Source organism: Streptomyces sp. SirexAA-E, assembly GCF_000177195.2.
Lineage (GTDB): Bacteria > Actinomycetota > Actinomycetes > Streptomycetales > Streptomycetaceae > Streptomyces > Streptomyces flavovirens.
On record NC_015953.1, the window covers coordinates 3161306 to 3174877 of the forward strand.

At 69.9% G+C, this 13572-nt stretch carries 14 protein-coding genes; 6 read left to right on the top strand and 8 right to left on the bottom strand.

The window, feature by feature from the left end; genetic code table 11:
- Positions 1–158: 158 nt before the first annotated feature.
- Genes SACTE_RS13940 through cseC form a run of 4 tightly spaced genes read left to right on the top strand, consistent with a single transcriptional unit; the run spans position 159 to position 3505 of the window.
- Positions 159–743 carry a SigE family RNA polymerase sigma factor gene (locus SACTE_RS13940; RefSeq protein ID WP_014046672.1) on the top strand — a complete coding sequence of 195 codons (585 nt, stop codon included), beginning with the start codon at positions 159–161 and terminating at the stop codon, positions 741–743.
- Positions 731–1465: a hypothetical protein gene (locus tag SACTE_RS13945; protein ID WP_014046673.1), complete on the top strand. Its 735-nt coding sequence runs from the start codon at positions 731–733 to the stop codon at positions 1463–1465. The genes SACTE_RS13940 and SACTE_RS13945 overlap by 13 nt, the downstream gene beginning before the upstream one ends.
- 10 nt (positions 1466–1475) lie before the next feature.
- Complete coding sequence (gene cseB, locus SACTE_RS13950; RefSeq protein WP_014046674.1) at positions 1476–2186, top strand: two-component system response regulator CseB; 711 nt, start codon at positions 1476–1478, stop codon at positions 2184–2186.
- Positions 2183–3505 carry a two-component system sensor histidine kinase CseC gene (gene cseC / locus SACTE_RS13955; protein WP_014046675.1) on the top strand — a complete coding sequence of 441 codons (1323 nt, stop codon included), beginning with the start codon at positions 2183–2185 and terminating at the stop codon, positions 3503–3505. The genes cseB and cseC overlap by 4 nt, the downstream gene beginning before the upstream one ends.
- A gap of 67 nt (positions 3506–3572) precedes the next feature.
- On the opposite strand, the gene SACTE_RS13960 is transcribed toward cseC, so the two are convergent.
- Positions 3573–5153: an MDR family MFS transporter gene (locus tag SACTE_RS13960; RefSeq protein ID WP_014046676.1), complete on the bottom strand. Its 1581-nt coding sequence runs from the start codon at positions 5151–5153 to the stop codon at positions 3573–3575.
- A gap of 139 nt (positions 5154–5292) precedes the next feature.
- On the opposite strand from SACTE_RS13960, the gene SACTE_RS13965 reads away from it, so the two are divergent.
- A complete protein-coding gene (locus tag SACTE_RS13965) occupies positions 5293–5886 on the top strand; it encodes a TetR/AcrR family transcriptional regulator (RefSeq protein WP_014046677.1) in 594 nt (197 codons plus the stop codon).
- A 17-nt stretch (positions 5887–5903) separates the two neighbouring features.
- Here the strand turns inward: SACTE_RS13965 and SACTE_RS13970 are convergent, their stop codons facing one another.
- Together SACTE_RS13970 and SACTE_RS13975 are read right to left on the bottom strand one after the other, a co-directional pair.
- The gene (locus SACTE_RS13970) at positions 5904–6593 is read right to left on the bottom strand and encodes a M23 family metallopeptidase (RefSeq protein WP_014046678.1); all 690 of its coding nucleotides are present in this window, start codon (positions 6591–6593) and stop codon (positions 5904–5906) included.
- An 892-nt stretch (positions 6594–7485) separates the two neighbouring features.
- The gene (locus SACTE_RS13975) at positions 7486–10014 is read right to left on the bottom strand and encodes an ATP-dependent Clp protease ATP-binding subunit (RefSeq protein WP_014046679.1); all 2529 of its coding nucleotides are present in this window, start codon (positions 10012–10014) and stop codon (positions 7486–7488) included.
- Positions 10015–10443: 429 nt separating this feature from the next.
- On the opposite strand from SACTE_RS13975, the gene SACTE_RS13980 reads away from it, so the two are divergent.
- A complete protein-coding gene (locus tag SACTE_RS13980; RefSeq protein WP_014046680.1) occupies positions 10444–11028 on the top strand; it encodes an SCO3374 family protein in 585 nt (194 codons plus the stop codon).
- Here the strand turns inward: SACTE_RS13980 and SACTE_RS13985 are convergent.
- The 5 genes from SACTE_RS13985 to SACTE_RS14005 form a co-directional block, all read right to left on the bottom strand.
- Positions 11007–11342, bottom strand: coding sequence for an Lsr2 family protein (locus SACTE_RS13985; protein ID WP_014046681.1), 336 nt, complete (start codon positions 11340–11342; stop codon positions 11007–11009). The two genes, SACTE_RS13980 and SACTE_RS13985, sit on opposite strands and share 22 nt — an antisense overlap.
- Positions 11343–11486: 144 nt before the next feature.
- Complete coding sequence (locus SACTE_RS13990; RefSeq protein ID WP_014046682.1) at positions 11487–12068, bottom strand: amino-acid N-acetyltransferase; 582 nt, start codon at positions 12066–12068, stop codon at positions 11487–11489.
- Positions 12069–12077: 9 nt separating this feature from the next.
- Positions 12078–12512, bottom strand: a complete 435-nt coding sequence (locus tag SACTE_RS13995; RefSeq protein WP_019993794.1) for a BlaI/MecI/CopY family transcriptional regulator — start codon at positions 12510–12512, stop codon at positions 12078–12080.
- Positions 12513–12614: 102 nt separating this feature from the next.
- On the bottom strand, positions 12615–12794 hold the full coding sequence (locus SACTE_RS14000) for a hypothetical protein (protein ID WP_019993793.1): 180 nt from the start codon (positions 12792–12794) through the stop codon (positions 12615–12617).
- Positions 12795–12867: 73 nt separating this feature from the next.
- Complete coding sequence (locus tag SACTE_RS14005) at positions 12868–13473, bottom strand: hypothetical protein (RefSeq protein WP_014046685.1); 606 nt, start codon at positions 13471–13473, stop codon at positions 12868–12870.
- Positions 13474–13572: the final 99 nt, after the last annotated feature.

Genomic DNA, 13572 nt, shown 5'->3' on the forward strand with positions numbered 1-13572 from the left:
TGCGCTGTTACACAACCGATGGACAGCCGTGCGTCCGCGTACGGCTGCCTCGCACATCTCCGTGACAACAGGTCCGTAGCGTCCTTCGTTGTCGGCGACACGACCGGTCACCGACAGCGGGACCACGGGGCACGACGGGGATGACGGAGGCGGTTGTGATGGCGCAGGGTGAGGTGCTCGGGTTCGAGGAGTACGTACGCACCAGGCAGGACGCGCTGCTGCGCAGCGCGCGCCGGCTCGTCCCGGACCCGGTGGACGCCCAGGACCTGCTCCAGACCGCCCTCGCCCGCACCTACGGCCGCTGGGACGGCATCGCCGACAAGTCCCTCGCCGACGCCTATCTGCGCCGGGTCATGATCAACACGCGTACGGAGTGGTGGCGGGCCCGGAGGCTGGAGGAGGTCCCCACCGAGCAGCTCCCCGACGCGAGCGTCGACGACGGCACCGAGCAGCGCGCCGACCGGGCCCTGCTCATGGACGTCCTCGGCGTGCTGGCTCCGAAGCAGCGCAGTGTGGTCGTCCTGCGACACTGGGAGCAGATGAGCACGGAGGAGACGGCCGCGGCCCTCGGCATGTCGGCCGGTACGGTGAAGAGCACGCTGCACCGCGCCCTGGCACGTCTGCGCCAGGAGCTGGAGGACCGTGCCGCCCGGAGCCGGGAGGCCGAGGACATACCGGTGCGGATCCCGGCGCAGCGGAACGGGCGTCATGACGAGCGGGGGCAGAAGCGGTGCGCGGCCTGACAGGCGGCGGTGACGACGACGCGGTGACCGACCGGGCCCCGGGGCCCGGTACCAGCCCGCCGGGGACCCCCGGCGGGCTCCGGGCGCCTCTGGTGGCGGGCGGCGGTGCGGCCATGGCCGGACTCGTCGCCCTGGGCCTGTTGTGCGGGGCCTGCTCCACCGGCGGTACGGGGACCCGCGACGAGGGACCGGCGGGCACCCAGCCGGTCGTCCGGGCCACCCCGTCGGCCGCCGTGCCCACCGGGACGGCGAGGCCCGCCCCCCGGGTCAACGCCGTGCAGCTCGTCAAGGGCGACCCGGAGGTCGGCCGGCGCATCAGGAACGATCTGAAGCCCTGCGCCGGCGACGAGTACCCGGTGGACACCTCCTACGGCACGCTCACCGGCGGCACGGCGCCCGACCTCGTGGTCAACGTGATGACCTGCGGGGACTCCGTGGGCATCGGGACCTATGTCTACCGGCAGGCCGCGGACGGCTCGTACGCCAACGTCTTCGCCGCCGAGATTCCGGCGGTCTACGGAACGATCGACCGGGGCGACCTGGTGGTGACCACCCAGGTCTACGGGGCGAAGGACGCGGTCGCGTTCCCCTCCGGCGAGGACGTCATCACCTATCGCTGGGCGACGGACCGGTTCACCGAGACCGACCGGGTGCACAACGACTTCAACCGGGCCGTCGGCACCGGGGAGGGCGACCTTCCCGAGCCCACGGCGCAGAACTGAGGCTGCCCCCATGGCCGACACCCATGTCCTGTTCGTCGAGGACGACGACGTCATCCGCGAGGCCACCCAGCTCGCCCTGGAGCGGGTCGGCTTCACGGTCACCGCCGTGCCCGACGGCCTGCTGGGGCTCGAGGCGTTCCGGGCGGACCGGCCGGACATCGCGCTGCTCGACGTGATGGTGCCCGGCCTGGACGGGGTGAGCCTGTGCCGCCGCATCCGGGACGAGTCCACGGTGCCCGTGATCATGCTGTCGGCGCGGGCCGACGCCATCGACGTGGTGCTCGGCCTGGAGGCCGGGGCCGACGACTACGTCACCAAGCCCTTCGACGGCGCGGTGCTGGTCGCCCGGATCCGGGCCGTGCTGCGCCGCTTCGGACACGCCTCGGGCGCGGGCGGCGGGCCCGAGGGCGGTACCGGCCACGTCGACGGGACGGACGGGGTGCTGGTCTTCGGGGACGTGGAGATCGACACGGAGGGCATGGAGGTGCGCAGGGGAGGCGCGCACGTGAGCCTGACGCCGACGGAGATGCGGCTGCTGCTGGAGTTCTCCTCCGCGCCGGGCACCGTGCTCTCCCGGGACCGGCTCCTGGAGCGGGTCTGGGACTACGGCTGGGGCGGCGACACCCGCGTCGTGGACGTCCATGTGCAGCGGCTGCGCACCAAGATCGGCCAGGACCGGATCGAGACGGTCCGCGGCTTCGGCTACAAGCTCCGCGCATGAGGCGGCTCGCGCTGCGGACCGGGGTCCGCTGGAAGATCAGCATCGCCATCGCCGCCGTCGGCGCGCTCATCGCGGTGGCGCTGAGCCTCGTCGTCCACAACGCCGCCCGGGTGTCGATGCTGGAGAACGCCCGCGAGGTGCAGCTGGAACGGCTGCTGTTCGCGCAGCGGCTCTACGAGGCGTCCAACACGCAGAAACCGCCGCCGAAGTTCGGTGCCAAGATCAACGATCCGGCGCTGCCGAAAAGCCTGCGGCACCAGATGCGGGAGAACCGCCGGGCCACCCATGTCGACGAGTACGCCGACGGCGTGCCCGACGTCTGGGCGGCCGTACCGCTGGCCAACGGCGACGTCCTGTCGCTGCACACCCGGTTCGCCGACCGTAGTTCCATGATCATGGGCGACCTGGACCGGGCGCTGGTCATCGGCTCGGTCTCGGTGGTCTTCGGCGGCTGCGCGCTGGGGGTGCTGATCGGCGGCCAGCTGTCCCGGCGGCTGCGCAAGGCGGCCGCGGCGGCCGGCAAGGTCGCCCAGGGCAACACGGACGTCCGCGTCCGGGAGGCCGTAGGCGGGGTCGTACGGGACGAGACCGATGAGCTGGCCCGTGCCGTGGACGCGCTCACGGACGCGCTGAACGAGCGGATCGAGGCGGAGCGCCGGGTCACCGCGGACATCGCCCATGAGCTGCGCACCCCGGTGACGGGGCTGCTGACCGCCGCCGAGCTGCTGCCTCCGGGCCGCCCCACGGAGCTCGTGCGCGACCGGGCGCAGGCGCTGCGGACCCTGGTCGAGGACGTCCTGGAGGTGGCGCGGCTGGACAGCGCGTCGGAGCGTGCGGAGCTCCAGGAACTGCCGCTGGGTGAGTTCGTCAGCCGGCGCATCGGCCTTCTCGACCCGGAGATCACGGTCCAGGTGGTGCACGAGTCCTGGGTCTCCACGGACCCTCGGCGCCTGGAACGCATCCTGGGCAATCTGCTGGGGAACGCGGCCAAGCACGGGGCGGGCCCGGTGGAGGTCACGGTCGAGGGCCGGGTCGTACGGGTCCGCGACCACGGGCCCGGCTTCCCGGACGACCTGCTGCGGGAGGGGCCGAGCCGGTTCCGTACCGGAAGCAGCGACCGGGCCGGGCGCGGCCACGGGCTGGGGCTCACGATCGCCGCCGGCCAGGCACGGGTCCTGGGGGCCCGGCTGACGTTCCGCAACGCCGCTCCGGCCGGGACCACCGACGGTACGGGCGGGGCGGTGGCCGTGCTGTGGCTGCCCGAGCACGCGCCGACGGACACCGGGAGCTTCCCCGTGCTGCGCCAGGCGGCGGACTGAGCCGGTGGACGGGCCGGGCCCCGGGGACGTTGTCGTCCCCGGGGCCCGGCCCGCGTACTGCCGTGGTTCACACGGCCTGCGACTCCTTGGCCGCGGCGACCGGCGCCGTCGCGGCGTCGTCCGCCGTCGGCTTCCCCGCGCCCCGCAGCGGGACCTCCTTGACGAACAGGGCCGCCACGAACGCGACGATCGCGACGGATCCGCCCACCAGGAACGCGAGGTGGGTGCCCGACGACACGGCGTACTCGTAGGCCTCACGTGCCGCGTCCGGCAGCTTCGCCAGGCTCGCCGCGTCCAGCTGGGCCGACCTCTCGGTGACGCCCCCGCCACCGCGCGCCGCCATCTCGTCCTGCACCCGTCCGGTGAACAGGGCACCCATGATCGCGACGCCGAAGGAGCTGCCGAGCGTGCGGAAGAGGGTGGTGGAGGAGGAGGCGACGCCCATGTCCTTCAGCTCGACGCTGTTCTGCGCTACGAGCATGGTGATCTGCATCAGGAAGCCCATGCCCGCGCCGAGCACGGCCATGTAGACGCCGGAGGTGAGGCGGGTGGTCTCCGTGTCCATGCTGGCGAGCAGGAAGAGGCCGGCGACCATCAGGGCGCTGCCCGCGATCGGGAAGACCTTGTACTTGCCGGTGCTCGTGGTGACCCGGCCCGCGATCAGCGAGACGATCATCATGGCGAGCAGCATGGGCAGGAGCAGCAGCCCCGAGTTGGTCGCGGACGCCCCCTGCACCGACTGCTGGTACAGCGGCAGGAAGAGCACCGCGCCGAACATCACGAAGCCGGCCATGAAGCCGACCAGCGACATCAGGGTGAAGTTGCGGCTGCGGAAGATGTGCAGCGGCATGATCGGTTCGGCGGCCTTGGTCTCGACGAACAGGAATCCGACGAGGGAGGCCACGCCCAGCGCGACGAGCTCCATGATGACGGCGGAGCCCCAGGCGTACTCGGTACCGCCCCAGGTGGTGACCAGCACGATGGCGGTGATGCCGACCGTCAGCAGCGCGGCGCCGAGGTAGTCGACCCGGTGCTCGGTCCGTGCCTTGCGGGGCAGGTGCAGCACCGCGCCGACCATGGCCAGCGCGACGGCGCCCAGCGGCAGGTTGATGTAGAAGCTCCAGCGCCAGCCGAGGTGGTCGGTGATGGTGCCGCCGACCAGCGGTCCGCCGATCATGGCGATCGCCATGACACCGGCCATCATGCCCTGGTACCTGCCGCGCTCCCGGGGCGGCACCAGGTCGCCGATGATCGCCATGACGCCGACCATCAGACCACCGGCTCCGAGGCCCTGGACGGCCCGGAATCCGATCAGCTGGCCCATGTCCTGGGCCATCCCGCTCAGTACCGAGCCGATCAGGAAGATCACGATGGACGTGAGGAAGATGCCCTTGCGTCCGTACATGTCGCCGAGCTTGCCCCAGATGGGGGTGGAGGCAGCGGTGGCCAGGGTGTAGGCGGTGACGACCCAGGACAGGTGCTCCAGACCGCCCAGATCACCGACGATCGTCGGCATCGCGGTGCCGACGATCAGGTTGTCCAGCATGGCCAGCAGCATCGCGATCATCAAGGCCAGCACCACCACCCGGACACTGCGTGCCTGTGGTTCCGGTTTCCCGGCCGCCGTCGCTTTCTTCAGTTCCGCCATGTCACGCACTCCCCTGGTCCCCGTTACCTCGGTCGGTCACCGGTGCGACGCTTACTTGCCGCCCGGCTAGTTGACTACACTGAGGAAAAGTAGACCCGTAACTAGCCGGGCGTCAAGTAAGTTGAGGGAGAGTCGTCTCATGGGCAGCACGCCGCAGCCGCGCCGGGGAAACACCCGCCAGCGCATTCAGGACGTCGCCCTGGAGCTCTTCGCCGAGCAGGGATACGACAAGACCTCGCTCCGCGAGATCGCCGAGCGGCTGGACGTCACCAAGGCGGCCCTCTACTACCACTTCAAGACCAAGGAAGACATCCTCAACAGCATCTTCGACGACCTGAACCGGCCGGTCGAGGAGTTGCTCGCCTGGGGTGCGGAGCAGCCGCGGACCCTGGAGACGAAGAAGGAGATCCTGGTCCGGTACAGCGAGGCGCTCAGCATCGCCCAGCCCCTCTTCCGCTTCATGCAGGAGAACCAGGCCACGGTCCGGGACCTGAGCATCGGCCACACCATCAAGCGCCGGGTCATCGCCCTGGTGGACCTCATCAAGGACCCGGACGCCCCGCTCACCGACCAGGTGCGCTGCTTCACGGCCCTGATGGCCATGCACGCGGGGGTCATCGCCCTCAGAGACGCCGAAGGCGACCCCGAGGAGAAGCGCAAGGCTGCTCTCGAGGTCGCCGTCGAGCTGGTGACCAAGGCCCACGATCAGGGCCCCGCCGGGCCCGCCGCGTAGAGCGGGCCCGGGGTGCGTCACACGTGGACGTGCACCGAGTTGAGGTACGAGACCGGGTTGATCGCCGAGCCGTAGTTCGCGGTGGTCCGGATCTCGAAGTGCAGGTGCGGGCCACTGGAGTTCCCGGTGTTGCCGGACAGGGCGATCTTCTCGCCCGTCTTCACGTGGTCACCGATCTTCACCTGGATCTTCGACAGGTGGGCGTACTGCGAGTACTTGCCGTTGGCGTGCTTGATCACGATGGCGTTGCCGTACGCGGGGCCGTCGCCGCCACCGTTCGGACCGGCCTTGACGACCGTACCGGCGTGCGCGGCCTCGACCTTGGTGCCGATCGGCACGGCGAAGTCCTGGCCGGAGTGCTTGCTGGCCCAGCGGTCGCCGCCGGTGCCGTAGGTGGCGCTCAGCACGTAGTGGCTGACCGGCGTCCGCCAGGAGGCGGCCTTCTTCTTCGCTGCGGCTTCCTTGTCGGCCGAGGCCTTCTTGGCGGCCGCGGCGGCCTTGCTCTGGGCGGTCGCCTGCTGGGCGACGGAGTCGGCGGTGGCCGCGCCGGCGAGGGCCGCGGTGTCCGCGGTGCCCGTCGTGCCGGACGCGAACGCCGCGCCCGCGCCGAACACCATCGACGCACCCAGGCCTGCGGCCACGACGGCGCCACTGACGCGGGACATGGACGGGCGGCGGGAGTGCTGGAACGTAACGCGCTTCGACATGCGGGGGAACCTCCGGGGTGACTGGACCCGATGCTCGACCGGGCTTGCTCCACCTTGGTAACCCGGGCCCCCCGAAACGCCCAAACACCTCATCTACGATGAAAAGCCGTAGACGGGAGCGCGGGAATGGAATGCGGGAGTGCGCCACGACGACCACGACGACCTTCCGGAAAGATTTTCCGGAACAGGTTTAACCCCTGCTCGAACCCCACCCTTCTGGGACACAGGCGTCCGAATCAGACGTATCGCCTCGAACGCCGAAAGTCTCGGGCCCTCCGGGACCAAGGTCCCGGAGGGGGACGGGGCTGGTGCTCCTAGCGTGCGTAGTAGGCCCGAAAAGGGCTGTGCGCCTTGTCACCGACGGGGGCCCTGGAACCCTCGATCCCGGGGTGCCGAGACGGCCTCGGCGGGACCTGCCGACGGCACGGGATGCCCGCGGATCGACCGGTCCCACGCCGTCCGCCGACGGGTCGGCCGACAGTGCGGGAGCCGCCCCGTCCAGGGCGTGATCCGGGGGCTGTCTTGGGCCTGGCGGCCTGGAGCCTAGGGGCCTGGCGGCCTGGGGCCTGGGAGGTGGGCGGCCGCACGGGATACCCGGCGCCCTGCCCATCGGCGTACGCGACCAGGGCCCGGCCTGCCCACAGCACCCCACGCGCGCACACGCACACGCACCCATGCCCGCCCGAGTCCCGCCGTGCCCGCCGCGCCCGCCACGCCCGCCACGCCCGCCACGCCCGCCACCATGGTGCCTACGAGCGTGGAGGCCCCGGACCGCTCCACCCCCGCCTCGACCCCAGGGCGCACACCCCCACCCGCACACACGAAAAGGGGCTGCCCCGGACCGTCGAACGGTCCGGGGCAGCCCCTTTGTGCGCTCAGGCGCCAGGCGCCCCTACGCTTCCTTCGTCAGGTTCGGGCCGGCGCCGCCTGCCGCCTGCTCGATCGGCGGGACGTCGGGCAGCGCCGACTTCTCCTCGCCGCGGAACGAGAACTTCTTGTCGTCGCCCTCGCCCTCGGTACCCACGACCACGATGTGACCGGGGCGCAGCTCACCGAAGAGGATCTTCTCGGAGAGGATGTCCTCGATCTCGCGCTGGATCGTCCGGCGCAGCGGCCGGGCGCCCATCACGGGGTCGTAACCCTTCTTCGCCAGGAGCGACTTGGCCTCGGCACTGAGCTCGATGCCCATGTCCCGGTCCTTGAGCCGCTCGTCCACCTTGGCGACCATGAGGTCGACGATCTGGATGATGTCTTCCTCGGTCAGCTGGTGGAAGACGACCGTGTCGTCGACACGGTTGAGGAACTCAGGCCGGAAGTGCTGCTTGAGCTCTTCGTTGACCTTGACCTTCATCCGCTCGTAGTTCGTCTTGACGTCGCCCTGGGCCGCGAAGCCCAGGTTGAAGCCCTTGGAGATGTCCCGGGTCCCGAGGTTGGTCGTCATGATGATGACCGTGTTCTTGAAGTCCACGACCCGGCCCTGGGAGTCGGTCAGGCGACCGTCTTCCAGAATCTGGAGCAGGGAATTGAAGATATCGGGGTGGGCCTTCTCGACCTCGTCGAAGAGAACGACGGAGAACGGCTTGCGGCGCACCTTCTCGGTGAGCTGGCCGCCCTCTTCGTAGCCCACGTAACCGGGAGGCGAACCGAAGAGCCGGGAAACCGTGTGCTTCTCGCTGAACTCCGACATGTCGAGGGAGATCAGCGCGTCCTCGTCGCCGAAGAGGAATTCGGCGAGCGTCTTGGACAGCTCGGTCTTACCGACACCGGACGGACCGGCGAAGATGAACGAACCACCGGGACGCTTCGGGTCCTTCAGGCCGGCCCGCGTACGGCGGATCGCCTGCGACAGGGCCTTGATGGCGTCCTTCTGCCCGATGACGCGCTTGTGGAGCTCGTCCTCCATGCGGAGCAGACGCGAGGACTCCTCCTCGGTCAGCTTGAAGACCGGGATGCCGGTGGCGGTCGCCAGGACCTCGGCGATGAGCTCGCCGTCGACCTCGGCGACGACGTCCATGTCGCCGGCCTTCCACTCCTTCTCCCGCTTGGCCTTCGCCGCCAGCAGCTGCTTCTCCTTGTCACGGAGAGAAGCCGCCTTCTCGAAGTCCTGGGAGTCGATCGCCGACTCCTTGTCGCGGCGGACACCCGCGATCTTCTCGTCGAACTCGCGGAGGTCCGGCGGCGCGGTCATCCGGCGGATGCGCATCCGGGAACCGGCCTCGTCGATCAGGTCGATCGCCTTGTCCGGCAGGAAGCGGTCCGAGATGTAGCGGTCCGCCAGGGTCGCGGCCTGGACCAGCGCCTCGTCCGTGATGGAGACCCGGTGGTGGGCCTCGTAGCGGTCGCGCAGACCCTTGAGGATCTCGATGGTGTGCGGCAGCGACGGCTCCGCGACCTGGATCGGCTGGAAGCGGCGCTCGAGCGCGGCGTCCTTCTCCAGGTGCTTGCGGTACTCGTCGAGCGTGGTGGCACCGATGGTCTGGAGCTCGCCGCGCGCCAGCATGGGCTTCAGGATCGAAGCCGCGTCGATGGCGCCTTCCGCGGCACCCGCACCCACGAGCGTGTGGAGCTCGTCGATGAACAGGATGATGTCGCCGCGGGTGCGGATCTCCTTGAGGACCTTCTTCAGGCGCTCCTCGAAGTCACCGCGGTAGCGGGAACCGGCGACCAGCGCACCGAGGTCGAGGGTGTAGAGGTGCTTGTCCTTGAGGGTCTCGGGCACCTCGCCCTTGACGATGGCCTGGGCCAGGCCCTCGACGACCGCCGTCTTGCCGACGCCGGGCTCGCCGATGAGGACCGGGTTGTTCTTGGTACGGCGGGACAGCACCTGCATGACCCGCTCGATCTCCTTCTCGCGCCCGATGACCGGGTCGAGCTTGGACTCACGAGCGGCCTGGGTGAGATTCCGGCCGAACTGGTCGAGCACCAGGGACGTCGAGGGGGTGCCCTCGGCGGGACCGCCGGCGGTGGCGGCCTCCTTGCCTCCCGAGTACCCGGAGAGCAGCTGGATGACCTGCTGCCGCACCCGGTTCAGGTCGGCGCCCAGCTTCACGAGGACCTGGGCGGCGACGCCCTCGCCCTCGCGGATCAGGCCGAGCAGGATGTGCTCCGTGCCGATGTAGTTGTGGCCGAGCTGGAGGGCCTCGCGGAGCGACAGCTCCAGGACCTTCTTGGCCCGGGGCGTGAAGGGGATGTGCCCGGACGGGGCCTGCTGGCCCTGACCGATGATCTCCTCCACCTGCTGGCGGACCGCCTCGAGCGAAATCCCGAGGCTCTCCAGGGCCTTAGCGGCGACACCCTCACCCTCGTGGATCAGGCCCAGGAGGATGTGCTCGGTGCCGATGTAGTTGTGGTTGAGCATCCGGGCTTCTTCCTGAGCCAGGACGACAACCCGCCGCGCGCGGTCGGTGAACCTCTCGAACATCGTTAATCGCTCCTCAGAGCGGTCAGGCAGTAAGGGGTCGGTCCCCTCCCTGTCCTTCCGCAGCTTAGTCCCGCAAGCGGGGACCGCTCATTTCAACTGCCGACACCCGTTGATGGCCTCCTGCCCCGAACGCCGACAACTGCCTCAACCCGATGGTGCGAGACGATGTTCCCGCAGGCCAGGCAGATAGCCCTTTCGCCAGTACGCCGATGGCGAACGTGAGACGCTTTTGCCCGCGTGTCGCCCCTTCCCACTAGGGATGTCTTACCCGCACTCACCGACAGTCCATGCGGCGCACCCCCGTTCACTCCGCTACGGGCGAACAACTTCGTGCCGTCGAGTGCTCCCGTGCGCCCCTTGCGCCCGTACGGAGAGCGATGATTCGGGGGCTGTCCGTAACTCCGGGCGGTGCCGGGCGGTTCATCGGACATGGTTCCCATCGTTCCGCCTCCCCGCTCCTCGCCGGAAGCCGACGGCCACGCGCAGTGGTACGCACGCGAGCTCGGCTGGACCACGGCCGGCACCTCGCCCGTGCGGTTGCCCACCGGGCTGTGCTTCGACGTGCTCGACCTCCCCGCCCTGGCGGGCCACGCGGTCCTGCGCCGGGTGGGGCGCACCGGTCCGGTGGCACGGGCGGGGCAGCAAATGTGGTTCCTGGTGGCCGCCGGAAGCGCCGACGAGGTGCCGGGGCTGCTCGACTGGCTGGAGTGGGGCGGGATCACGCTCGATCTGGCCGCGATCGGTGCGGGGGGCTCCATCGCCGCGCCGGTGCCGCCCGGTAGGACGGGAAGCCCGCCGGGGGCCGCGTTCTGGCTGCGGCCCCCCGAGCCGCGCCGGACGGTACAGACCCCGCTCCCGGCACTGGCCGGCTTCGGGAACAGAGGTGGGGACGCTCCCGATCTCGTGCGGCTCGTGGACGCCGCGGCGACGGAATGCCACCGGGCCCGGCTGGCGCACGCCCGGACACACCTGAGGGACGGTCTGCCGGATAATCAGCCGTTGGCCTTCTCGTAAGCCTCGCGGATCTCGGCCGGAACGCGGCCGCGGTCATTCACGTTGTGGCCGTTCTCGCGGGCCCACTTACGGATCTCGGCGGTGTCCTTGTTGCCGCCCGTGACGGCACGGCCCTTGCCGCGCCCGGTCGCCGCACGGCCACCGGTACGACGGCCGCTCTTGGTGTACGGCTCAAGAAGACCGCGGAGCTTGTCCGCGTTGCTCGTGGTGAGGTCGATCTCGTACGTCTTGCCATCCAGAGCGAACGTCACGGTCTCGTCCGCCTCGCCACCGTCGAGGTCATCAACAAGAAGGACCTGAACCTTCTGCGCCACCGGATTTCCTTTCATCGAAAATGCAGTACGCGGAAAGGAAACCGCTTTTCCCCGGAAAACACAAACCCCTGGGAGAGGTTCAGGAGCTCGAGAAGACGGGAAACGTGCGCGATTCGGACATAGGGTTCCGGCGTCGCCCGCCGTTCACAGGTGCAGAAGCATCCGGCTGTTGCCCAAGGTGTTCGGTTTCACTCGTTCGAGACCCAGGAACTCCGCGACACCCTCGTCATAGGAACGCAGCAGCTCACTGTAGACATCTCCGTCGACCGGGGTCTCTCCGATCTCGGTGAACCCGTGCTTCGCGAAGAAGTCGACTTCGAAGGTGAGGCAGAAAACCCTGCGGACACCCAGCCAGCGCGCGGTCTGCAAGAGCTTGTCCAGGACCTGGTGCCCTACGCCGGCGCCCTTGATGGCCCTGTCCACGGCGAGAGTACGCACCTCGGCGAGGTCTTCCCACATCACGTGCAGTGCGCCGCAGCCGATGACCCGGGCGTCCTCGTCGCGTTCGGCGACCCAGAACTCCTGGATGTCCTCGTAAAGCGTCACCGTCGCTTTGTCGAGCAGGATCCCGTCGGAGACGTACCCGTCGAGCAGGCTCCGTACGGACGCCACATCGCTGGTCCTGGCACGCCGGACGGTGATGGCCGCTCCTTTTACCGACGGGTCGGTACGGAAATCGGCGTCCTGATCGGTACGGGGATCGGTTTGCGGCAGCTCTGAGGACATGCCCCGACGCTATCGCCCGGAGTCCGGTGGTGCTTCATCGGCAGGAGACCCGTCTTCGGACTCGGCCGCCGGGGCTTCGGAGAGAGCCGGAGCGACGATGCGCACCGCGTCCCGCAGGGCTTCACGCTGCTCGGCCGACATCATCCCGAAGAAGGCGACGAGCGCGGCCGCCGGGTTGTCGCTCCGCGACCAGGCTTCGTTCATCAGTGCGGCCGAGTAGGCGGCACGCGTGGAGACGGCCGTATATCGATAAGCCCGCCCGTCCACTTCCCGGCGTACCCAGCCCTTCTGATGGAGATTGTCCATTACCGTCATGACGGTCGTGTATGCGATGGACCTCTCCTGCTGAAGGTCCTCGAGAACTTCCCGCACGGTGACCGGGCGGTTCCATTGCCAGACCCGTGTCATCACGGCGTCTTCCAGCTCTCCCAATTGGCGAGGCACAGCGTCACCTTAGTGCTAGATGTCTGGAATGGCATATTTCGTCGCACGAAAAAGGGCGCACGGCTCCACCAGGAGCCGTGCGCCCTTCGCGGTCGGGCCGGGTCAGACGCCGTCGGTCCGTGGGGCCTGCTGCGCCGATTCGGCGCGGGCGAGGGCCGCGTCCACGGCGGCGTCCTCCTTGGCCTTGTTCGGCCCGCCCTGACTCTTGATGATGACCGTCACGAGGGCGATGAAGAAGACGGCCATCACCACGGGCGGCACGAGCGCGGATACGTAGTCCATGTTCCCCAGAGTAGCGAGCCCGGCATTCCGGCCCCTTGGGGACCCCTCGGACACGGCGTGTCCCCGGCGCCCGTCAGGAGACGGCACGCTCGTCGGGCGGGGACGCGGGGGCCGGGCGGCGCGGCGGGAAGACCTCCGAGGGCTTGGGCGCCGGCCGTCCCGGTGCCGTCGGCCGTCCCGGTGCGGCCGGTCGGGCCGGCGTCCCGGGCTCGCCCGGGCCCTTGGGCCGCGCGGGCTCGCCGGACGCCGCCCGGCCGCCCGGCAGGGCCAGCAGCCGGCCGCGCTGGGCGGGTGTCACGGGCGCGGGGCGGCCCGCGAGCCGGGCGCGGACCGAGCGTTCGGCGATGACCCGGCAGCGTTCGAGGAGGGCGGCCGCGACCGGTGCGCTCCGCAGCGCGCGCAGGGCGGCGAGATCCTCGGGGCGGGGGTCGTACCCGGCGGCCAGAGCGTCCTGCAGGAGCTCCAGATAGCCGGTCAGCGAGCCGGGGAGCGCCTGGCGGTAGCGGGCGAGGTCGGCGAGGAGGAAGGCGCGCAGCCTGCCCGCCTCGTCCACCGCCTCGTCCACCGCGTCCGCGAGCCGCAGACAGTCCTGGACATCCTCTTCCGGCAGGGGCGTGGGGTGGAGGGCATGGGCGAGAGCGCGTCGGAGCACCCGCAGCTCGTCCGCACCGAACGCCATGCCGCCGCGTGATCCGTAGGGCGTGGGCATGAAGCGACAATACGTGCTAAATGGACAAAATCGTCTTAACTGGCCGCCCGGCGGCGCGGCGCACAGCCG

Coding starts and splice junctions, on each gene's coding strand:
- SACTE_RS13940 (WP_014046672.1), top strand. CDS start 159: ATGGCGCAGGGTGAGGTGCTCGGGTTCGAGGAGTACGTACGCACCAGG.
- cseB (WP_014046674.1), top strand. CDS start 1,476: ATGGCCGACACCCATGTCCTGTTCGTCGAGGACGACGACGTCATCCGC.
- cseC (WP_014046675.1), top strand. CDS start 2,183: ATGAGGCGGCTCGCGCTGCGGACCGGGGTCCGCTGGAAGATCAGCATC.
- SACTE_RS13960 (WP_014046676.1), bottom strand. CDS start 5,153: ATGGCGGAACTGAAGAAAGCGACGGCGGCCGGGAAACCGGAACCACAG.
- SACTE_RS13965 (WP_014046677.1), top strand. CDS start 5,293: ATGGGCAGCACGCCGCAGCCGCGCCGGGGAAACACCCGCCAGCGCATT.
- SACTE_RS13970 (WP_014046678.1), bottom strand. CDS start 6,593: ATGTCGAAGCGCGTTACGTTCCAGCACTCCCGCCGCCCGTCCATGTCC.
- SACTE_RS13975 (WP_014046679.1), bottom strand. CDS start 10,014: ATGTTCGAGAGGTTCACCGACCGCGCGCGGCGGGTTGTCGTCCTGGCT.
- SACTE_RS13980 (WP_014046680.1), top strand. CDS start 10,444: ATGGTTCCCATCGTTCCGCCTCCCCGCTCCTCGCCGGAAGCCGACGGC.
- SACTE_RS13990 (WP_014046682.1), bottom strand. CDS start 12,068: ATGTCCTCAGAGCTGCCGCAAACCGATCCCCGTACCGATCAGGACGCC.
- SACTE_RS14000 (WP_019993793.1), bottom strand. CDS start 12,794: ATGGACTACGTATCCGCGCTCGTGCCGCCCGTGGTGATGGCCGTCTTC.
- SACTE_RS14005 (WP_014046685.1), bottom strand. CDS start 13,473: ATGGCGTTCGGTGCGGACGAGCTGCGGGTGCTCCGACGCGCTCTCGCC.